Genomic DNA, 21,116 nt, shown 5'->3' on the forward strand with positions numbered 1-21,116 from the left:
AGTCGAAAAATCAAAACGGCCCAAGGGCCGTTTTGTTGTTATTTTACTCCTGACTACTGGCTGCCGGGCTTCAGTGCCAATGGCCGCTGGGCGTCCATCCCCATGGCGATAAGTCTGGTGTCGACTTTTTGCCCCTCACTGAAATCCGCCTTTTGCCGCCAGCCAAACCAGTGGCAACCAATAAGACTCTGGGCTACGGCGCCGCCAAGGGTGGTGCCCGGCCCCAATATCATCACTCTGTCGGGGGCAAATTCTTTCACCGCCACCTGCACTGCACTGGTGAAGTCGTAAGGCTCGGTAACCTGATGGCCGAGGGTGTAATCCCACAGCTTGTCAGTGTCTGTACTGTACTGGGTCCAGATGGCGCCGCGGCCATCCACCATAGGCACCTTGGGCGCTTTAAAGAGGCTCTTTGGCAACAAACTTTTGCCCTTGGCCGACACCTCGGTTAACAGCGGCGAGTGGAAGGCACCGTGGTTATAAAGCCGCATCGGATAACGCTCATCGATTTTCGGCAGTCGCTCTTCGGCAAGTTTAAGCCCCGCTTCGTTGCCCGCCAGCACCCTGAAACCACCGAGGCGAATAGAGGTGTAAAGGGCGCAGCCCTCGGTACCCGCAGCCTCGGCGAGCAGGGCATCGAGCATTTGCGTCCTGGCGAGACTCGGATGCCAGTTATCATCCATCTCGGGATAAATCATCTGCCCGCCAATCAGGCCATCCTGCATCATGGAACCCATGGTGTTAATCACCCCGATGGCGCCCTCTTCATCGAGCGCACCCGCGCAGGCAAGGGCAATATACCAGCCCATGGAGTTGCCGGTAACCGCCACTATCTCGAAGCGTTCCCGGTCGATATCCATAAAATCGGCCATGGCACAGGCGTAGATCAGCGCCGAAGCGTTTTCGCCGGGGGTATGCAGCTTGAAGGAGTACTTGTCCATGGCATCCAGTTCGGCAATGGATTTTTGCCCCTCGTGGCGCCGAAAGGCATCGATACCGGCGATAAAGTCACCCTTATCCGCGTGGAGGCGCTTTAGGTACCCCAGCTCCTCTTTGTTGTAACAGCCACGGCCCGGGGCTATCACCAGCACCCGCTCTTTACTCGCTGTTGTGCTTAAGTTTGAGCTCATGCCGATGCCTCCAATCCAATCACTATGGCAGTGTCCTTGCCAGCATCCGTCCCCAGCACCAGCTTGAGCGCGGCGGCCACTATGCTGTCTTTGCCCGGCAGCGGCAAGGTTGCGGCGTCGGCGAGCGGAATAAAACAGTCTTCGGCGTTAAGCCGCGCCACAGGTGGGCAATCGTTGCCAAGCCTTTCATGGAGCGCCGTGACTATGGCCTCGGACACAGAGCCTGAGCGGCGACACTCATCCACCACCAGCACATGGCGGCAACCGGCGGCGATATCGCTGATGGCAGCTTCATTGAGCGGTGCGAGATAGCGAAGGTCCACCAGGGTGCAATGGACACCGGCCTTGGCAAGTTCTTTCTCGGCCTGACGGCTTAAGTAGTAACCATTGCCATAACTGATGATGCACAAATCCTTGCCCTCACCGAAACGGCCCGGCTCACCAAAGGGCAGCTGGGTTGCTTCACGCTCGGGTACATATTCCGCCGCCCACAGGCTATCGCCAACCTCATGCAGATCGCGGGTCATGTAGAGTGCAATGGGCTCAAGGAAAATCACCAGTCGCTGCTCTTCACGGGCAAGGCGCACGCACTCCCGCAGCATGCCCTGGGCATCGGCGCCATTGGATGGGCAGGCGAGGATAAGCCCGGGAATATCGCGAAACACGGTAAAGGAGTTGTCGTTGTGGAAGTGGCCACCAAAGCCCTTTTGATAGGCAAGACCCGCAATGCGAATAACCATGGGGTTGGTGTATTGACCATTGGAGAAAAATGGCAAGGTCGCGGCCTCGCCGCGAATCTGGTCTTCGGCGTTATGCACATAGGCCAGAAACTGGATTTCGGGAATGGGCAGCAGGCCATTGTGGGCCATGCCGGTGGCGAGCCCCAAAATGGAGGTTTCATCCAACAGGGTATTGATGACCCGGCTGGGACCAAAGCGCTCCACCAACCGCGAGGTCACATGGTACACCCCACCCTTTTTGCCCACATCCTCGCCGCACACCACTATGTTGTCGTGGCTTGCCATGAGCTCTGTGAGGGTGAGATTAATCAGTTTACCCATGTGCACGGGTTTACCCAGCGACTGCTTGTCGGCCGCAAAAAGACTCGCAAAGGCGGCTTCATCCAGCGTCTTCACCGCACGGGGATTGGCAAGCTTTGGCGGCACCACGCTCGCCATGGCATCTTTTGCCGTTTTGAGCTTGGGTCGGGTGGCAGCCACCCTGGCAATGGCAGCAATCCTGTCTTTAAGTTCCTGATACATCGCGAGGATTTGTCCTGCGCTCAGTACGCCTGCCTCTATCAGCATGGCGGCGCTGCGAAGCAGTGGATCCAGCGCTTCGTTTTCGAGGATTTTCGCCTTGGGCAGGTAGGCAATCTCGGCATCGCTGCCTGCATGGCCCATCAGGCGCACTGTGCGCACATGCAAAAACACCGGCTGGCGGTGGCTGCGACACCAATGGGCCGCCTCTTTGCCCACCTTGAAAGTGTCCAGCAAATCCAGGCCATCACAGCAAAAATACTTAAGCCCCGGCCTTTGGCTGAAGTTGGCACCAATCCAGCCCTTGGGCGTGGGGGTAGAAATGCCTATGCCGTTGTCTTCACAGACAAACATCAGCGGCATGGGAATATTCTGAAACGCCGCCCAGCAGGCCGCGTTTATGGCAGTCTGGGCGCTGGCGTGGTTGGCTGAGGCATCACCGAAGTTACACATGGCGATGGCATCAGGGGGCAAAGTCCCTTCGACACCCAGTCGCTCGGTGAGTGGAATGCTTAAAGCCACCCCCACCGCTTTGGGCAGGTGGGAGGCAATGGTGGAGGTTTGCGGCGGAATATTGAGTGACTTGCTGCCCAGCACCTTATGGCGGCCGCCGGAGATGGGGTCTTCGCATGAAGCCGCAAAGGAGAGCATCATATCCCACAGCACAGTCTCACTCGCCTCATGACGGCTGCGCTCCACCATAAAAGCACCGCTGCGGTAGTGCAGCAACGCCATATCGGTGGTATTGAGCACGGCGGCAATGGCCGCATTGCCCTCATGGCCCGAAGAGCCAATGGTGTAAAAGCCTTCGTTACGCGCCCGCATGCGGCGCGACTCCAGGTCGAGCAAACGACTCTTTAACTGAGATTCGAAAATCCCCACAAACTCGGCATCACTGAGCCCAAGGCGGCGATGGTCCCAGCCCTGGGTATTATCGATAAAGGCACTGATTGAGCCGGTTTCCAGCGCCTCAATAAACTGCCGCTCAACGGCAATAGCCCTGTCTTCCATGGTTATCCCTCACTGGGTGAACGATACAAAAGCGGGGGCGCGCGGCCCCCGTTTTCCCATCAGCAAAATGCCTGCAGATCGGTCTGGGCGCGTCCCAGGATCAGGGCATGGATGTCGTGGGTACCCTCATAGGTGTTCACCGCTTCAAGGTTCATCACGTGACGGATAACATGGAATTCGTCGCTGATACCGTTGCCGCCATGCATATCACGGGCGATGCGGGCGATATCCAGCGCCTTGCCACAGGAATTGCGTTTAATCAGGGAGATGGCCTCCACCGGCAGGGCGTCGGCATCCATCAGGCGACCGGCCTGCAGACAGGCAAAGAGACCTGTGGTGATTTCGGTTTGCATATCGGCCAGTTTCTTCTGATACAGCTGATTGGCCGCCAGAGGGCGGTTGAACTGAATACGGTCCAGACCATACTGTCGGGCCGCATGCCAGCAAAACTCGGCAGCGCCAAGTGCGCCCCAGGCGATGCCGTAGCGGGCCTTGTTAAGGCAGCCGAAAGGCCCCTTGAGCCCTTCCACATTGGGCAGCAGCGCATCTTCGCCCACTTCCACATTGTCCATTACGATTTCGCCGGTGATAGAGGCGCGCAGGGAGAACTTGCCTTCAATCTTGGGCGCCGACAGGCCCTTCATCCCCTTCTCGAGCACAAAGCCACGGATGGCACCATCGAGCTTGGCCCACACCACAAACACATCGGCAATGGGTGAGTTGGTGATCCACATCTTGGCGCCATTAATGCGATAGCCGCCATCAATGCGCTCGGCGCGGGTTTTCATGCCGGCGGGATCAGAGCCCACATCCGGCTCGGTCAGACCAAAGCAGCCCACCCACTCGCCTGTGGCGAGCTTGGGCAGATACTTGTGGCGCTGCGCTTCGGTGCCATAGGTATAGATGGGGTGCATCACCAGAGATGACTGTACGCTCATGGCCGAGCGATAACCGCTGTCGACCCGCTCGATTTCGCGGGCCACCAGGCCGTAACTCACATAATTGGCATTGGCGCAGCCGTATTCTTCCGGCAGGGTGGCACCGAGCAGGCCCAACTCACCCAGTTCATTCATGATCTCCCGATCGAAATGTTCTTCACGGTTGGCCATCAGCACCCGCGCCATCAACTTATCCTGGGCATACTCGTGCACCATGTCGCGGATCATCCGCTCTTCTTCGGTCAGCAGGGAGTTGAAATTCAGCGGGTCTTGCCAGTCAAATTGCACGCGGGCCATAGGGTAGTCCTTTATTGAGTCTTATTGTTTGAACGGGTTTGCAGGCAGCTTAGAGGCCAATACATACAGCCACAGCGCCACTTGTGATTTGCACTAGCATAGGCATAATCAATCATTAGGAAAAATATTCTTTTTCTCTTACTCCCATAGCTATTTTCTATACCTTACGCGCAGGGAAATATGAATCTTAAGGCATTGAATTACTTCGTCGCAGTTCTGGAGAGAGGCAGTATCAGCGCCGCTGCCAAGCACTGCTACATAGCACAACCCTCGATTTCTGCGGCCATTGCCGCGCTGGAGTCTGAGCTCGGGGTGCAGCTCTTTGCCCGCCACGGGAAAGGGGTGTCGGCCACCGATGCGGGTATGCGCTTATATCCCCTGGCCAAGCGGCTCTTGAATGAGTCCAAAGCCATTCAGTCGCTATTCTCCAAGCCTGAAACCCAGGTGCCATTCAGGCTTGGGCTTATCCGCTCGCTCGGGGTAGCGCGCATGAGTATGCTGCTCAAAGACTTCACTGCCGCCTGCCCGGATATGGATTTAACCTTGGTGGAGCCCAGTGAAGAGTGCGATGGCCGCATCATCACCACCGCCGATTTAACCCCCAACGAAAGCTTTCAGGCCATGTGGCACGACACCTACTTACTGGCCATTCCCCCGGCTTTGAGTCTGGCGCTGAAAAACAGCATCCGGCTCGAAGATTTGCAGGGGCAACCCTTTATTCACCGTGCGCCCTGCGAGGCACTCACCAGCCTGCAGCAACTTTTGGACATGGAAGGGATAAAGATGCAGGTGCGTGCCCGCATTCAAACCATCGAGTATGCGGTGGGCCTGGTAACCGCCGGGTTGGGGATAGCGCTGGTGCCTGCCATTCCGGCACTGCTGGATCAGCAGGACATAGTGTTCCGGCCATTGGCTGACATTGAGCTTAAACGCACCGTGGGACTGGCTCTGCCTCTGGGCCGCCCTCCGACACCGCAGCAACGGCAACTTGCAGCCCTTTGCCGACAGTGCAACTAACCCCGCAGGTACCTTTTACGCCGCACCTTTTGCGAAATACTGGTATCAAATTGCAACAGTGACAGCTTGACCACTGCTGCACCGCCATTTACATGCTAATCTGTTGCAATCTTTGTTAATGGATAACCCTGATTGCCACCAAGATGAAGTCATCCTTTTTTGGTTTTTTACTCAGCGTCTTACTCCTGTCACCCGGTGTGGTGATGGCGCAGTGTGACGACACCACGGACTGTATCGAAAAAGGCAGTTGGGATCTGGGCATTGCTTTTGGTTATGGCCAAAGAACCAATCCCATCAAGGATTTCGATGACATTCCCATCTATGTGCTGCCCACCATCGCCTATTATGGCGAGCGCTGGTTTTTTGATAATGGCGCCATAGGTTACACCCTCACTGAGCAGGAGAGTTTTACCGTGAATCTGATCACTGGCTTTTCCAGTGACAGGGCCTTCTTTTACCGCTGGGATCCATCCAATATTTTCCTCGCCGGCAGTTCCCATTCCTTCCAGCAGACCCCTTTTGTTGAATCAAAAAGGCCCGTAAAAACAGAGTCCCAAAACATCGGTGAACTGGAGTCCCGCCACTTTACTTACCTTGGCGGAATTGAGGCTTACGTATACAACAGATTCGGCACCTGGCGGCTCGCACTGCTTCACGACCTGCTGAATGTGCACCAAGGCTCAGAAGGCCAAATCAAATGGAACTACCATTGGGGTCATAAAGAGTTAAGTGTTGATTTTGCGGTATTCTTTGATTGGAAAAGTCAGGAAATCGTTAACTATTACTATGGCGTGCGCCCGTCGGAAAGTGCATACTGGCACGAGCATTACCGCACAGAAAACGGCTGGAATCGGGGGCTCGAACTCACTGCCCGTTACAGCCTAACACCTGCATGGGAACTCCTGATGACGGCTCGCTACACCCAACTCGCTGATACCATAGCGCAAAGCCCACTACTGGACGAAGACTACAGTTACGCCTATTTGATTGGCGCTGCCTACAGGTTCTGATACCGTTGAAGACCTGTCGTCGACTTTTACTGTTGCCTTTAATCAGCCTGCTGGGGCTCTCTGCGTCACAGGCAAATGAATCGTCCAAACCTTTCGAGGTCACCCCCAGTCTTTGCCTGACCGATAAGGCAAGCGGCCGCTGCGATATCCGGGTCACCCTCACCTGGTATACCGATGACCCTGTGTGTATTGAGGTGAACTTGCCCGACTTACCCCGTTGGTGCATAAGTGATGATTCCCAGGACTCGCTGACACTGGATATCAGTACCGATAAGGACCTGCATTTTGTCATGCGGGATGAAAAGAGTAACCAACCGCTGGCCGATGCGGTGCTCGAGGTCAAACCCCTGAGCGAACCCCAGACCCGGCGACGCTTTCGTAACCCGTGGAGTATTTTCTGATGACGACTCAAGTACCACACAGAGTATTGCTGGTTGAAGACGATGTGCGTCTGGCAAACCTTATCGTGGACTACCTGAAAGCCAACGGTATGCATGTAGAGCTGGAACGCCGCGGCGATACAGTGCTGACCCGCCTGCTTAACTACAAACCCGATATCATATTGCTGGACATCATGCTGCCCGGCATGGACGGCCTGACGCTGGTTGAAAAGTTGCCGGATTACTTTGCCGGCCCCATCCTGCTGATGAGCGCCCTGGGCACCAATGAAGATCAAATCAAGGGGCTGGAGCTCGGCGCCGATGATTATGTGGTTAAACCGGTCGACCCCGCCTTGCTGGTTGCCCGAATCAACAATCTGCTGCGTCGCCACAGCGCGCCGCCCAAGCAGGAAAGCCATTGCCTCAATTTTGGCAAGCTCAGCATAGATCCCCACACCCAGACCATACGCCTTAACGACCAAAGAGTGGATTTAACCAGCCATGAGTTTGAACTCTTGTGGCTGCTCGCCTCTCAGGCAGGGCAGGTACTGAGTCGCCAGTATATTTACCAATACCTGCTCAATATCGATTTCGATGGCAAGGACCGAAAGATCGATGTGCGCATCTCTCGCCTGCGCAAAAAGCTCGACGATAACCTGGAAACCCCCTTCAGGATCAAGACCGTTTGGGGTCAGGGTTACCTGTTTGCACCCGAGGCCTGGACAAGCTGAACCGTGAAGCGCCTCTTTGTCAGCCTCTATCTGCTGCTGAGTCTGTCTATACTGGGCATAGGCTGGACCCTGGATAGCCTCTGGTACCACAATGTAGACGACTCGGCCGCTGAAGACGCCCCCTTCCTGGCGCTCGCCAGCCTGCTGTCTGAAATGCCCGAAGCCGAGCGGGCAAAACACCTCGCCAAATTCGAAGAAGACAAGACGCTGCCCCTGTCGCTGCTGAGCGCCAGTCAGGTGGCATTGTCCAACAACGAGGCCCTGAGCAGCGGCACTGTGTTTACCATTGCCCTGGATGACGACAAAGAAATGCGTCTGGTACGGGTTGGTGAGCAGGTGCTGATGGCAGGCCCCATGGAGATTGACCCCAGAGAAAATCTGCGCGGGCTCTTTACGCTGTTTTTTTATGGGCTGCTTGCCGGTGTTGCACTGCTGTGGGTGTGGCCGCTGTCGCGGGACATCCGCATTCTGAGGGAGGCCACCGAAGCCTTTGGCCGCGCCAAATGGGATACACGCATCGCCCTGTCAAAGCGCTCTCAGGTGAAAAGCCTCGCCGATACCTTCAATGAAATGGCGCGCCATATCAGTGCCCTGATGGAAAACCAGCAGCACCTGACCAATGCAGTTTCCCACGAAATCCGCACCCCGCTGGCGCGACTCAAGTTTGCCCTGGCGCTGTTGCCCGGTTATTGCGGTCAGGACTGCAACGATGAGAAGCTCAACCAATTCCTTGCGGATATGCAGTTGGATATCAAGGAGATGGAACAGCTGCTTTCTGAACTCTTAACCTATGCCAGCCTGGAAGCCCCCATGAAAGGGCTGAAATTTGAAACCAGTAATCTCAGTGCCCTCACCCGTCAGGTGGCACAGCGGCTGCAAAGTTTAAGTCAGGTACCCATTGAGCTGCATTTGCCGGAAAAAGACGTACAGGTGCCCGCCGACCCATCGCTTATCGAGCGCGCCCTGCAGAATCTCATCACCAATGCCATCCGTTTTGCCCATACCCGAATTCGTATCGAACTGGTACGGGTCGACAATGAATGGTGCCTCTCGGTAGAGGACGACGGTGAAGGGATCCCGCTTTGCGATCAGGGCAAGATTTTCGAGCCTTTTTATCGGGTGAGCAGCAGCCAGAACGGCAACAAGGGACATGGCTTGGGACTGGCCATCATCAAGCGCATCATGCAGCGCCATAAGGGCAAGGTAAGCCTTGAGAGTGAACCCGGCAAAACCCGCTTCACCCTGCACATGCGGGCACGCAGTTAGTCATCCTGAAGGGTTATTTTAGCGATACAGTTCAGCGCGGCTGACAGTCAATCCAGACTGAAATGGCCAAGATCCAGTTCATTGTCATGACTATCTGTTGCCTGCTCATCATCCAGCGCCAGACGCCCATTGGCAAAGGCACGCTCAGCATTCAGGGCTTCCAGTCTGGCCTTGTGCAGGGCATAAGCACGGCGACGCTTGCGGTCACGGCACAGGCGAATCACTTCGGTCTTTTGGGCATCACTCAGATTTTGCCAGTGAAAGCGTTCGTCACGACTGCGAAAACAGCCCAGGCAATAGCCACGGTTGTCACTCTGACACACGTTAATACAGGGGCTGGGAATTTCGAAAAAGACTAACTGTTCCATGGATTCTTGGCACTGAACGCTGTCCGCTAGGTATAACATCAAACCCTGAAAAAGGCGAAATAATCTACAGCCTGCGGGCTTGCCATGACCTTCGCCAGGGCGCAAAGTAGATAAAAAACGGGAGAATAACCATGTTGAGAACCCTGACCCTGTCACTTGCCCTGTTGGCTCTGACGGCTTGCCAGAGCGGCCCGAAAACCGATTACGACCCCAACACCAACTTTGGGGCAATGAAGCGTTTTGCCCTGCAAACTCCTGAGCAAACCAACGATCCCCTGAGTTCAGAACGCATCGCCATGGCGGTGACCCAAAATCTGATGGCCAAAGGCTTTAGCCAAAGCGACACTCCGGATATCAGGGTGACCTGGGTATTTCAAACCGGCAGCAAGCCACCGAGTTCCGGCCTGTCCATCGGGTTGGGTACTGGCTCCTGGGGGCATTCTGGGGGCGTATCTGTTGGCACCAGCGTTGGCATTCCCTTGGGCGGCGAGAAACAATATCAGCAAATTCAAATCGATATATTAACCGCCAGCGGCGATCGCCTGCTGTGGCGCGGCAGCGACAGTTTTGAGTTCAGCGATGGCGGCGAGGATAAGGCCGAGGCCACCCAAAAGACGGTAGCCAAGATACTGGCCGCCTTTCCGCCCACACCAAAGTGACCCCTTCAATGTCAAAGCGCGGATGAAACCGGCTTTCCCAATTACACAGCCATTAAAAAGCCACCCAAGGGTGGCTTTTTAATGGCTGTAACCAATCAGTGGTGCTGACTAATCCAGATGGGCATTAACCGTGCGACCCTTTGCCCAGGCCCTGAGGCCATCGATTTTTTCCCGCATCACCACTGAGAGTGGGCGGGTGCGGGACAACTCTTCCAGAATAATGGCCTGATCCACCGGCTGGCGGCGACTGGCCGCTGCATAGATGGCTGAAATCACCACCTGCTCAATTTCGGCGCCACTGAATCCCTGACTGGCGCGGGACAAAAGCCCCAGATCCATACTGGTCACGTCAACTGCACGCTTTTTACAGTGGATAAGGAAAATGGCTTTACGGATTTCCTCATCGGGTAAGTCGACAAAGAAGATTTCATCCATACGTCCCTTTCGCATCAGCTCGGGGGGCAGAGCCTGAATATCGTTGGCAGTGGCCACCAAAAATACATCGGATTTACGCTCCGCCATCCAGGTCAATAAGGTCCCGAGTATGCGCTGTGATGTGCCCTCGTCACTGCTGCTGCCGCTGATGCCCTTTTCAATTTCATCCACCCAGAGCACACAGGGCGCCATCAGATCAGCCAGCTCCAGCGCCTGACGCAGGTTCTTCTCGGTTTCGCCTATGTATTTGTTATAAAGCGCCGCCATATCGAGGCGCAGCAAGGGCCGCTGCCAGGCACCAGCCACCGCCTTGGCGGCGAGGCTCTTACCGCTGCCCTGCACGCCCAGCAGCAGTATGCCCTTGGGAGGTGGTGCGCTGCTTTGGGGAGAGAGTTCTGGCGTACGGGCCTTGAGCCACTCCTTGAGATTATGCAGGCCGGCAATGTCGGAAAAACTGCTGGTGTCGTACTCGTATCTCAGCACCCCATCCATGTCCATCAAGCGGAACTTGGCCTGATTAACCCGCTCCACATCATCATGGGTGATGGCACCATCATCCACAATCGCTTTGTGGATCAGGCGGCGGGCATCATCAAAGGTCACGCCACGCAGGTTATCGGCCAATCTGGCAATGGCGGCCTCATCGGCCACCAGCGGCAAGCCCTGACGGCGTACCTTATCAACTTCTTCCACTATCAGATTTTCAAGCTGGTTGCGGCTTGGCAACGACAGACGGAAATGGGCACAGTAGCGGCGGATTTCAGGCGGGATCTCAAAGGCATGACTGACCAGCACCAGGGTATGTTTCAGGGCATCGTATTCGAGTGCAATTTCCTTCAATAATCGAACATTGCGCGGCGCATCCTGAACGAAGGGATGAAAATCACAGAGCACATAGATGCCCTGCTGCTGGGTCGATTTGATTTGCCCAAGCAACTCGGCGGGATCGGTATTGAACTTTTGGGTACCCATGTCCTTGTCTACCCGGGATAACCCCGAGGTGACAGACCAGGTAAACAGGGGTTGATACAGGGTCATGGCGACCCGTTTAAGCAACTCTATGACCCGATATTCTTCGTAGGTTTCAATTACCACTATGGGTGTATTCGATCTGAGTACCGCTGTTAAATCCTTGATATCCTGCATCTTGTCTTCCGGTTAACAAAAGAGGCCCTCGGGTGGGGCCTCTGGATTATGCATGGGTTTACTGAGTCTGGACAGAGGCTTAGCCTCAGTGCCCCTCACCGAAGAGGTAATTGAGCCAGCCCTGCATCCTCAGCAGCACTTTGCGCATTACGGCAACGTGGGAGAAGTGGTCTGTGTATATGGCTACCTGCCCCGCAACCCCGGCAGGAAATGCCTGCATCTCATCAGAGCGCTCAAACTCAATCATCACCAACACCCTGCCCCGCTGGAACATTCTGGCGGAGGATTGCAGCTGGCCATTGGCCTGTACCTCCCCTTCCGCCATGGCTGGCAGGATCTGGGCAACCCGACCTTTAAACACCTGCCCGGGGGCGGCATCCAGTATGACCTCAGCCTCGTCACCGGCTTTCAGCCTCAGCATGGAGTTTTGCCAAAACGCCCCAACAAAGTAACGCTGCCCATTGGGGATAAAACTCATCACAGGCCTGAGTGGCATGGGCACCACCACCATACCGGGACGCAGCGCCATGTGAGTGACAACACCGTCGGAGGGCGCGCGCACCACAGACTGTTCAAGATCAAACTCGGCCCTGGCAAGTTCGGCCCTGGCCGCAGCGACCTTGGTGTTCACCCCGTCTATGTTGGACTCATAGGCATAGCGCACCCGCATTTCCTCGGCTCTGGCGGCGGTGAGCTGCGCCTCGGCAGCAAAGTAAAGCTGGCGTTTGTTGTCCAGTTCCAGCGCGGTAAAGGGCGAGTTGGCACCGCCTTTACGACGGCCCGCTTCATAGCGTTCATACTCAGACTTGCTTCTGTCTCTGTCAGCCTGGGCGCGCTCAACGCTGGCCTTGGCGGTTTCCCACGCGGCCTCTAGCTGTGGCACTTCCTGCTCTGCCGCCTTCAGTGCCGCCTGCTTCTGGATAAGGGCCGACTCAAAGGGTCTGGGATCCAGCCGGAACAGCACGTCTCCTTCGCGAATTGGGTCATTGGGCGTTACGGCCACGTCCACCACCTTGCCGGTGACCAAGGGGTTAATGGGCACGGTAACAAAATACTCACGGGCAAAGCGGCTGTAGGGATGGTTGTAATTCATCAGCAACAGCAAGGTGCCCAGAAGCACTATGCCGCCCAATACCGCTGTGGGTACAGTCCATTTGTTGAGGGGAATTTTAAAGACTTTAAATATCACCACGCAGATGGCGGTGTAGGTCAGGATAAGCAGTAAATCCATGTTTATTCCTCCCCGCCCTTGGTGGTTGATTGGTGGGCATCACTCACTCGTGCCGCGCCCGCCTTGTCCAATTCCAGCGCCTGCAGACGGTTTTCCATTTCCATCAGATTGGCACTGAGATCTTTGACTTTTTCTTCCAGTTCAAGCTCACGCTTAACCACAGTGCCAAAACCCCAGCCACGATCTTCGCGATAGAGGGTCGCCCAAATCCACAGGAAGGGCCAAATCACATGCAACGTAAACAGGCTCACCCAACCGGCAATGTGCAAGGCATCCTGCTGGGGATGATTGCGCTTTTTAGCGATTTCATAAGGTATATCGTGAATGGCGATGATGCCGTAAAACATCACTATCACCACGAAAAAGAGAAGCACCAGGGCAAAGTAGTCCAGAAACACAGACACCTCCATCGATGTCGTCCATTGAGTTTTTGTTAGCCAAGATTAGCGCATCTTGCGCTGTCGGCAACAGAACCCCGCACAATTGTTTTGCAATTTCCGTTTGATTTTTCCCATTTTTTACGATTTTCAGCCCAACATTTTTCATCAAGGCAGGTTATGATTTTTGGCTGCCAACAAAAACGAGGTAATCAAACCATGATAGGCACTCCCTACACCCAGGGCGCTACCCGCGCCATGCTGCTTGGCTCCGGCGAGCTTGGCAAAGAAGTGGCCATTGAATTAACCCGTCTCGGGGTTGAGGTGATTGCGGTTGACCGCTATCCCAACGCCCCAGCCATGCAGGTTGCCCACCGCAGTCATGTCATCAATATGCTCGATGGTGAGGCGCTCAGGGCGCTCATTGCCAGTGAAAGGCCCCATTTGGTGATCCCGGAAATTGAAGCCATCGCCACTCAAACGCTGGTCGAGCTGGAAGCCGAAGGGCTTAAAGTTGTACCCACCGCCCGGGCAACCCGCCTGACCATGGACAGAGAAGGCATTCGCCGTCTCGCCGCCGAAACCCTGGCGCTGCCAACCTCGCCCTATGTATTCTGCGATAGCCTGGCCGAGCTGCAGGCCGCCCTTGAGGTCACAGGCATTCCCTGCGTGGTGAAACCTGTCATGAGCTCTTCCGGCAAGGGCCAAAGCGTTATCCGCAGCCTTGGAGACGTTCAAAAAGCCTGGGATTATGCCCAAAGCGGTGGCCGCGCCGGTGAGGGCCGCATTATCGTCGAAGGCTTTATCGACTTTGACTACGAAATCACCCTGCTGACCATCTCTGCGGTGGACGGCATTCATTTCTGCGCCCCAATCGGCCATCGCCAGGAAGATGGCGACTACCGTGAGTCGTGGCAGCCCCAGGCCATGGGCAGCCTGGCACTGGAGCGGGCACAGCATATCGCCCGCGAGGTGGTACAAAACCTAGGCGGCTACGGCCTCTTTGGGGTGGAGCTCTTTATCAAGGGCGATGAGGTGTATTTCTCAGAGGTGTCGCCCCGCCCACACGATACCGGCATGGTGACCCTCATAAGCCAGGACCTGTCTGAATTTGCCCTGCATGTACGTGCCATTTTGGGGCTGCCAGTGGGGACAATCGTTCAGCATGGCCCCAGCGCCTCGGCAGTGGTTTTGGTAGAAGGTGAATCCAGCAATATTGCTTACTCGGGCCTTGCCGAGGCATTGGCGCTGCCCAATACCCAGGTGCGCCTCTTCGCCAAGCCGGAAATCCATGGCAGGCGACGACTCGGGGTTGCCCTGGCCCGAGGGGCCAGCATAGATGAAGCCCTTAACACCGCGCTTGCCAGTGCCGCCTGTATCAAGGTGCACTTTAACTGACCAGTAAGGTAAATCGAGCCAAGCTTTAACTGGCTCTATCGCCACGTCACGGAAAATCTGAGCTTCGATGACGTGGCATATTTCCCCTGCCTCGCCCTGATTTTTTGCCTGCAACCCCCTTTTGTAAATCCCTCCCCCTTTTTTGCGCATCTGCCCTGACTGCCCGGGTTAACCGGAACATTCGACTTGAGGGTAAAGACTCCCGCAACACTGCCGGTGTAAACATTGTAAATAGTCTTTTGGTGAGAATTACTCTCAATTAGATTTAGGCCATTGTTGTTGAGCACCTCCCCGGCGGGAGTCACGGTTTCCCTATGTCTGTATCACTGCGCCCCTCCAAAAAGGCGCTTTCCATCGCCCGAACGCTCCATGTGTATGTGTCGATGGCACTCTTGCTGTTGATGCTGTTTTTTGCCTTTACCGGCATCACCCTCAATCACCCCGACTGGTTTGGTGCATCCAACGCCAGCAGCCATACCGAGTCAGTGGCGTTGCCCGACTTCCTCCTGCCCATCACCGCCGATGACCCCCATTGGCAGGAAGCCGCCGCCCATTGGATGGCAAGCCAGTGGCAGGGTCAGCGCCAACAGGTGGAGGTGAGTGTCGATGAGTTGGTGCTCATTCAAAAGGGCCCTGGTCGTTACCGCACCGTACTGCTGGACACCGAGATGGCCCAAGTGCAGGTGGAAAGCCTGGACTATGGCATCGTGGCCGTGCTCAACGATTTACACAAGGGCCGCAACAGCGGCGACATCTGGAGCCTGGTAATCGATGCCAGCGCCATACTCATGCTGCTGTTCTCCCTGACCGGTGCCTTTTTGCTGCTGCCCCAGAGTCGCAGACTCAAACGTTCCCTTGGCTACATGACGGCGGTCAGTGCCGCCTGTGTGGCCATCTATTGGTTATCTATACCCGGATGAAAACCTGATGAAACTGAAACCTTTGTTATTGGCGAGCGTCCTTTGCGGCATCAGCACCGGCGCCTTCGCCCAGATGCAGCTCGAACTGAGTCTTAAAGAAATCGCCACGGGCCAGTATCACAGGCCCTATACCGCCATTTGGGTGGAAAACAGCCGCGGTGAATCGGTGAAGACGCTGGCGCTGTGGGTACAACACGATGGCCACAAATGGTTTAAAGACATTCGCCGTTGGTGGCGCAAGGCCGGTCGGGACAATCCCGCCATGGTGGATGCTGTGTCGTCGGCCACCCGGCCTGCAGGCAAGTATCACCTCGACTGGGATCTGTCCAACGATGAGGGGAAGCCGCTGGCCGAGGGTGATTACCAGCTCTTTATCGAGGTCGTCAGAGAACATGGTGGCCGCGAGCTTATTCGCCACCCCTTCAACCTGCCCGGCGATGATTTCAACGTTAAGCTGCCCGCCACCAGCGAAACCGGCGAGAGCCAAATTCACTATTCCCGCCAAGCCAAGCGCTAAGGATCCCTATGAAACGTCTTATCCCACTGACTGCACTTCTGTTTCTGCCTCTTACCCAGGCCCATGATCGCTGGATACTGCCAACCCATTTCAACGTGTCTGCCGAAGATGGCAAAGGGGTTTGGATAAGTGCCGACGTCAGCGCCAGCAATCAGGTGTTTGAGGTCGATAAACCCTTCGGCGCCGAAGATGTACTAATCATCACCCCAGAGGGTAACACCGACAGGCCAAGTTCCAGCTACCGCGGCAGTCGCCGCAGTGTGTTCGATTATCAGTTGACGGATGAAGGCACCTACCGCCTCGAAAAAGAGGCCAGGCCGCGTTATTTTTCCCGCTACAAAATCAAGGGACAGGATACGCCGGTCAGAAGCAACCTCGACAAGGCCGCTACCCGCGCCGCTATGCCAAAGGATGCTGTGGAGCTCGAAGGTGCGCTGTATTTTTCCCGGGTTGAGTCCTATGTAACTCTCAACAAGCCCTCGGACAAGGCCTTTGCTCCCAAGGGCGAGTACCTGGAATTGGTCCCTGTTACCCACCCGGCCGACTTTGTGGAGGGTGACCCCTTAAGCCTCAAGCTGCTGTTTAACGGTACGCCCGCGCAAGGTGTGAAGGTAAATGTGGTCGCCGATGGCACCCGCTATCGCAACCAGATTGAAGAAATAAGCCTGGTCAGCGACAAAGATGGTCTGGTGCAGTTTACCCCCGCCAAGGCCGGGCGCTTTTTACTGCACGCCGAGTACGAAGAAGCCATGAAAGACACCCGCCTCGCCGACAAGACAGTGAGCGAAATTTTCCTGACCTTTGAGGCCGCGCTTCAGTAAGCCTGTAGCAAAGAAGACATAAAAAACCGGGTCAATCGACCCGGTTTGCTTTGTCGCCACGACAAAATGCCCTCAGGTTTTCAACCGCTATATCCAGCAGTCGCTGGCGCGCTTTGACTGTGGCCCAGGCATTGTGAGGAGTAATGCTGATATTGGCGGCATGGAGCAGCGGGTTGTCCGGCGATGGCGGCTCGGTTGAGAGCACATCCACCCCCGCCCTGACGCGCCCGGCATTGAGCGCATCCGCCAGTGCCACTTCATCCACCAAACCACCGCGGGCGGTATTGATAAGCAGGGCACCAGGCTTCATCAGCGCCAGGCTCTCGCGATTGACCATGTCACGGGTGTCGTCGGTCAGCGGGCAATGGAGCGACAACACATCGGATTCGGCAAACAGGGTGTCCAGCGCAACAAACTTCGCTCCCTCTGGCAAATCAACGGGTTTGCTTCGACTGTGTACCAGTAACTTCATACCAAAGGCCATACCGATACGCGCCATTTGCCGCGCAATGTCGCCAAAACCCACCAGCCCCAAGGTCTTGCCGGACAGAGACTCCAGCTGCCCCAGAGTAAAGCAAAAGTCGGCCTGGCCGCTCCACGCCCCCTGAATAACCGCATCATGGTGGACACTGACCCGGGACATATGATGAAGCACATGGGCAAAGCCCATTTGCGCCACCGCATCCGGGCCATAACCCGGCACATTGGTAACCGCTATCCCAAGACGCTCAGCAGCCGCCACGTCCACCACATTGGTACCTGTTGCCAGCACCCCTATGTATTCCAGCGCAGGCATAGCCTCGAGGGTGGCGGCATCGAGCACGGTTTTGTTGGTCAGCACAAACGGCGCGCCACCGGCCCGGCTCAGGATAAGTTCTTTTGGCGTTCTGTCGTGGACCTCAAAAGGGCCAATATCAGACAGGGGCGACCAATCCAAATCCCCGGGATTCAGGGTAAAGCCATCCAATACACAAATCGCTGTCATCATTAAAACCTGAAACTGACGCCGACATTAGCCTGACCTTGCCACATCAGGTCGGCATTCACCCGCCACAAACAGTTATTGGCATCACAAAAGAGACTGTTTTCACTGTCGATGAAAGTGGCAAAGGCCCGAAGATCGGCAAGCAGGGAGAAGTGCTCACCGAGGCGATATTCTGCGCCAACGCCAAGCCCCAGCGAAAAGCGGGTTTCATCGCTGTAGTCATCTCCCGGCCGCATCTGAGTCAAGCCCATGGAGGCGGTCACATAGGGCAAAAAATCACCACTGGGGAAATACAGGCTGCCACCCACATGGGCGTAGTCGAGTTTGAGGGAGGTAATGCGCTCGTTTGAAAAGTTCCCCCCCGCTTTGAGGTCGGTGCTTTGGGAAGAATAGAGCACATACATATTGCCGGGATGATTGGTGGTGGTTCCCAGAATGATGCCGTAATGGGAAGACTCTTCGGCACTGACGCTGCCATTGGTCTCCAGCCCGTCACGGTTGGCATCCAGACTACTGGCGGCAAAACTGTAACCGGCAAAGGGGGTAACATACACTTCGGCGGCCACCCAGGGTGACACCGACAGTGATGCGGCAAACAGTAAACTGAGCGGGTATTTCATGGCACTCTCCCTGAAATCAGCGCATCTTTCGCGCGGCCTTGACCGCCTCATAGGCGGCCTGAATGTCCTGAGCCTTGCGCTTGGCGAGTTCCATCATTTCCTCCGGTAAGCCCTTGGCCACCAGTTTGTCAGGATGATGTTCATTCATCAGTTTACGGTAGGCTCGCTTAACGTCCTGATCAGTAGCAGATTCTTCTATGCCTAACAAGCCATAGGCATCCTTGAGCGAGGTCTTGCCAGTCCCGCCCCGACGGCCAAAATTCACTTCGGCCTGCCAGCGGCCAAGCAGCATTTCCAATGCATCATCCCGAAATCCCAGCTCCGATGCGACTACCTTGAGAATTCTGTGCTCATTGGGGTGCAGCTCACCGTCGGCCAAGGCTACCTGAATTTGGATCTCCAGGAACATCTGCAACAATTCGTTACGGCCCATGGATAATAGCCTGAACGCCCTGAGATTGCCCTTGAGATCGAAGTCTCCGGCCTTGCCATCCCGAAACGCCTGCTGCGCCTGACGGCGGGCTTCGCTGTCGAGCCTTAGCTGATCCATCAGATCCGATGCCAAACGGATATCGGCTTCGGTGACCCGGCCGGATGCCTTGGCCACATGCCCCATCACCGCAAAGGTCGTGCTGAAAAACACCTGTTGGCGCTTACTGCCTGAACCGGCGGTGCCGGCAAATCGTTTGTCGAACCAGTGCCCAACCACCAGGCCAAGCAAGGCGCCAAAAATTTTGCCGAACATAAAGCCAATCAGAAAACCAAAAAACTTGCCTTTGTACTTCATAAACGGACGTTACACTCCAAGCGCCATAAGTCGTTGATTGAGGGCATCGAGCCTCTCGGGCGTACCCACATCGCACCAGTACCGGTCAAAATGCTCGCCGCGAATGCGTCCGCCTTCCATGTGTTGCCGCAGCAGTGGTCCCAGCGCATGACGCCCGGGTGCCAGCGCCCGAAAGAGCGCAGGATGATAAATGCCAATGCCGGAGAAGGTGAATTTCGGACTGCCCTGGGCGCTGAGTATGCCCTGTTCGAGCGCAAAATCTCCCTGAGGATGCTGGGGCGGATTGTCCACCAAATAGAGATGCGCCAGAGTTTCACCCGACAACAGTTCAGCGCTCGGTGAAAACGACGGCAAGGCGTCGATATAGATATCACCATTGACCACCAGGAAAGGCGCACCCCCGAGCAAAGGCAAGGCTTTTACAATACCGCCTGCGGTTTCCAGCGCTTCATCTTCGTGGCTGTAGTGGATAATCAGGCCAAACCGGCTGCCATCTTCAAGGGTTTCCACCAACTTGTGGCCAAGCCAGGCAGTATTGATGACCACCTCACGCACCCCGATGGCCGAGAGCTTTTCGAGGTGGTACTCAATCAGGGGTTTGCCCGCCGCTTTCACCAAGGGTTTGGGCACTGTGTCTGTAAGCGGCCTTAAGCGCTCGCCCCGCCCTGCCGCCAGTATCATGGCCTTCATGCTTTTGCCTCCAGCGCAGGCATTACCCGCCCCATGATGAACTGGGCGAAGTCCCCCAGTTCTTTATAGCGAACGGCCACATCGCGGATGTAGTGCATCGTAAGCGGAATGTCCTTCAGGTACCCGGCCTTGCCATCCCTGTGATTGAGGCGGGCAAAAATACCGGCCGCCTTGATATGGCGCTGCAGCCCCATGAGTTCAAACCAACGTCTGAACTGCACCATGTCTGTGTCTGGTGGCACTAATGCGTGCTCATGGGCAAGCACAAAGAACGCCACCAGCATGTCATCCACCAGATCTTCGCTCCAGCGAATGTAACAGTCCCGCAGCAGCGACACCGCATCATAGGTCACAGGCCCGAGCACAGCGTCCTGAAAATCCAGCAGCTTGAGCTCGCCATCAACGACCATCAGATTGCGGCTGTGGAAATCTCTGTGCATGCCCACCCTGGGCTGCTCCAGTGCGTTTTGGGTCAGCATTTCGAAAGCGGCCGCAAGAACGGCCTCTTCGTCGCGGCTTAACTCAAGCCTGAGATGGGTGCCAAGCAGCCACTCGGTAAAGATACCCAGCTCGCGGCGCACAAAGGCGTCATCATAGTCGGGCAAGGGGCCCAGAGCCGTTTGGGTGACTGCGGCGATGCCCGGCAAGAGTGCCAGCGCCTTGGGATACCAGTGGCGTGCGCTTTGGCTATCGAGCAGCGCCAATAACTGTACATCGCCGAAATCTTCCAGTGCCATAAAACCCTGCTCATCGTCCCTGGCGATGATGGCGGGCACCGGTAAACCGGCTGCGGCATAGGCATCGCGCACCGCCACAAAGGGCTCTGTGGGGATAAGGGCTACCGGGGTATCCATGATCACCATGGCGCGGCCCTGATGCACTGCCCGAAAGTAGCGTCTGAAGCTGGCATCGCCGGAAATCAGTTCAGGGTAAAGGGCTTCTCCAAAGGTATTGGAAAGCCAATGATTAAGGGCAAGAAATCTCGAATCTGACACGGTCGTTCCATGGCTCTTGGCAAAAAATTGCTTTATTATAGCCAGCATATTTAATGGAAACAGCCAATTCGTTGATACAGTCCTATTGGCTCTATTGTACTGGGGACGAGTGCAACTTCTCCCTCCTC

At 55.9% G+C, this 21,116-nt stretch carries 22 protein-coding genes; 10 read left to right on the forward strand and 12 right to left on the reverse strand.

Going from position 1 to position 21,116, the window contains the following annotated elements; all coding sequences use genetic code 11:
- Positions 1-53: 53 nt before the first annotated feature.
- The 3 genes from JQC75_RS14450 to JQC75_RS14460 are packed head-to-tail and all read right to left on the reverse strand — an operon-like array spanning position 54 to position 4,635.
- On the reverse strand, positions 54-1,130 hold the full coding sequence (locus tag JQC75_RS14450; protein ID WP_203324746.1) for an ACP S-malonyltransferase: 1,077 nt from the start codon (positions 1,128-1,130) through the stop codon (positions 54-56).
- Complete coding sequence (locus JQC75_RS14455) at positions 1,127-3,400, reverse strand: thiamine pyrophosphate-dependent enzyme (protein ID WP_203324747.1); 2,274 nt, start codon at positions 3,398-3,400, stop codon at positions 1,127-1,129. Before JQC75_RS14455 ends, JQC75_RS14450 begins: the two co-directional genes overlap by 4 nt.
- Positions 3,401-3,459: 59 nt before the next feature.
- Positions 3,460-4,635: an acyl-CoA dehydrogenase gene (locus JQC75_RS14460; RefSeq protein ID WP_203324748.1), complete on the reverse strand. Its 1,176-nt coding sequence runs from the start codon at positions 4,633-4,635 to the stop codon at positions 3,460-3,462.
- Positions 4,636-4,815: 180 nt separating this feature from the next.
- Here JQC75_RS14460 and JQC75_RS14465 point away from each other — a divergent pair, with 180 nt between their 5' ends.
- From JQC75_RS14465 to JQC75_RS14485, 5 genes are all read left to right on the forward strand, one after another.
- On the forward strand, positions 4,816-5,652 hold the full coding sequence (locus JQC75_RS14465; protein WP_203324749.1) for a LysR family transcriptional regulator: 837 nt from the start codon (positions 4,816-4,818) through the stop codon (positions 5,650-5,652).
- Positions 5,653-5,795: 143 nt separating this feature from the next.
- On the forward strand, positions 5,796-6,662 hold the full coding sequence (locus JQC75_RS14470; RefSeq protein ID WP_203324750.1) for a MipA/OmpV family protein: 867 nt from the start codon (positions 5,796-5,798) through the stop codon (positions 6,660-6,662).
- Between the two features lie 5 nt (positions 6,663-6,667).
- On the forward strand, positions 6,668-7,063 hold the full coding sequence (locus tag JQC75_RS14475; protein WP_203324751.1) for a DUF3019 domain-containing protein: 396 nt from the start codon (positions 6,668-6,670) through the stop codon (positions 7,061-7,063).
- Positions 7,063-7,773: a winged helix-turn-helix domain-containing protein gene (locus JQC75_RS14480; RefSeq protein ID WP_203324752.1), complete on the forward strand. Its 711-nt coding sequence runs from the start codon at positions 7,063-7,065 to the stop codon at positions 7,771-7,773. The genes JQC75_RS14475 and JQC75_RS14480 overlap by 1 nt, the downstream gene beginning before the upstream one ends.
- A gap of 3 nt (positions 7,774-7,776) precedes the next feature.
- Positions 7,777-9,039, forward strand: a complete 1,263-nt coding sequence (locus tag JQC75_RS14485) for a sensor histidine kinase (RefSeq protein WP_203324753.1) — start codon at positions 7,777-7,779, stop codon at positions 9,037-9,039.
- A 47-nt stretch (positions 9,040-9,086) separates the two neighbouring features.
- On the opposite strand, the gene JQC75_RS14490 is transcribed toward JQC75_RS14485, so the two are convergent.
- Complete coding sequence (locus JQC75_RS14490; RefSeq protein ID WP_203324754.1) at positions 9,087-9,407, reverse strand: DUF1289 domain-containing protein; 321 nt, start codon at positions 9,405-9,407, stop codon at positions 9,087-9,089.
- 131 nt (positions 9,408-9,538) lie between these two features.
- On the opposite strand from JQC75_RS14490, the gene JQC75_RS14495 reads away from it, so the two are divergent.
- Positions 9,539-10,066: a DUF4136 domain-containing protein gene (locus tag JQC75_RS14495; RefSeq protein WP_203324755.1), complete on the forward strand. Its 528-nt coding sequence runs from the start codon at positions 9,539-9,541 to the stop codon at positions 10,064-10,066.
- Between the two features lie 108 nt (positions 10,067-10,174).
- Here JQC75_RS14495 and JQC75_RS14500 read toward each other — a convergent pair whose 3' ends face one another.
- The 3 genes from JQC75_RS14500 to JQC75_RS14510 all read right to left on the reverse strand — a co-directional run bounded on the left by JQC75_RS14500 (position 10,175) and on the right by JQC75_RS14510 (position 13,276).
- The gene (locus JQC75_RS14500) at positions 10,175-11,647 is read right to left on the reverse strand and encodes an AAA family ATPase (protein ID WP_203324756.1); all 1,473 of its coding nucleotides are present in this window, start codon (positions 11,645-11,647) and stop codon (positions 10,175-10,177) included.
- A gap of 85 nt (positions 11,648-11,732) precedes the next feature.
- Complete coding sequence (locus JQC75_RS14505; RefSeq protein ID WP_203324757.1) at positions 11,733-12,878, reverse strand: HlyD family secretion protein; 1,146 nt, start codon at positions 12,876-12,878, stop codon at positions 11,733-11,735.
- 2 nt (positions 12,879-12,880) lie between these two features.
- Complete coding sequence (locus JQC75_RS14510; RefSeq protein ID WP_203327234.1) at positions 12,881-13,276, reverse strand: DUF3302 domain-containing protein; 396 nt, start codon at positions 13,274-13,276, stop codon at positions 12,881-12,883.
- Between the two features lie 198 nt (positions 13,277-13,474).
- Between JQC75_RS14510 and purT the strand changes: the two genes are divergently transcribed.
- From purT to JQC75_RS14530, 4 genes are all read left to right on the forward strand, one after another.
- Positions 13,475-14,653 carry a formate-dependent phosphoribosylglycinamide formyltransferase gene (gene purT, locus JQC75_RS14515; protein WP_203324758.1) on the forward strand — a complete coding sequence of 393 codons (1,179 nt, stop codon included), beginning with the start codon at positions 13,475-13,477 and terminating at the stop codon, positions 14,651-14,653.
- A gap of 314 nt (positions 14,654-14,967) precedes the next feature.
- Positions 14,968-15,573: a PepSY-associated TM helix domain-containing protein gene (locus JQC75_RS14520; protein ID WP_203324759.1), complete on the forward strand. Its 606-nt coding sequence runs from the start codon at positions 14,968-14,970 to the stop codon at positions 15,571-15,573.
- Positions 15,574-15,580: 7 nt separating this feature from the next.
- Positions 15,581-16,090, forward strand: a complete 510-nt coding sequence (locus JQC75_RS14525; protein ID WP_203324760.1) for a DUF2271 domain-containing protein — start codon at positions 15,581-15,583, stop codon at positions 16,088-16,090.
- An 8-nt stretch (positions 16,091-16,098) separates the two neighbouring features.
- Complete coding sequence (locus tag JQC75_RS14530; RefSeq protein ID WP_203324761.1) at positions 16,099-16,911, forward strand: DUF4198 domain-containing protein; 813 nt, start codon at positions 16,099-16,101, stop codon at positions 16,909-16,911.
- Positions 16,912-16,942: 31 nt separating this feature from the next.
- On the opposite strand, the gene JQC75_RS14535 is transcribed toward JQC75_RS14530, so the two are convergent.
- Genes JQC75_RS14535 through JQC75_RS14555 form a run of 5 tightly spaced genes read right to left on the reverse strand, consistent with a single transcriptional unit; the run spans position 16,943 to position 21,036 of the window.
- On the reverse strand, positions 16,943-17,896 hold the full coding sequence (locus JQC75_RS14535; protein ID WP_203324762.1) for a D-2-hydroxyacid dehydrogenase: 954 nt from the start codon (positions 17,894-17,896) through the stop codon (positions 16,943-16,945).
- Positions 17,897-17,898: 2 nt separating this feature from the next.
- Complete coding sequence (locus tag JQC75_RS14540) at positions 17,899-18,516, reverse strand: porin family protein (RefSeq protein WP_203324763.1); 618 nt, start codon at positions 18,514-18,516, stop codon at positions 17,899-17,901.
- A 16-nt stretch (positions 18,517-18,532) separates the two neighbouring features.
- Positions 18,533-19,303, reverse strand: a complete 771-nt coding sequence (gene djlA, locus JQC75_RS14545) for a co-chaperone DjlA (RefSeq protein WP_203324764.1) — start codon at positions 19,301-19,303, stop codon at positions 18,533-18,535.
- 9 nt (positions 19,304-19,312) lie between these two features.
- Complete coding sequence (gene murU, locus JQC75_RS14550) at positions 19,313-19,993, reverse strand: N-acetylmuramate alpha-1-phosphate uridylyltransferase MurU (RefSeq protein WP_203324765.1); 681 nt, start codon at positions 19,991-19,993, stop codon at positions 19,313-19,315.
- Complete coding sequence (locus JQC75_RS14555; protein WP_203324766.1) at positions 19,990-21,036, reverse strand: aminoglycoside phosphotransferase family protein; 1,047 nt, start codon at positions 21,034-21,036, stop codon at positions 19,990-19,992. Before JQC75_RS14555 ends, murU begins: the two co-directional genes overlap by 4 nt.
- Positions 21,037-21,116 lie beyond the last annotated feature (80 nt).

Origin of the sequence: Shewanella litorisediminis, assembly GCF_016834455.1 — a bacterium.
Taxonomy (GTDB): Bacteria; Pseudomonadota; Gammaproteobacteria; order Enterobacterales; family Shewanellaceae; genus Shewanella; species Shewanella litorisediminis.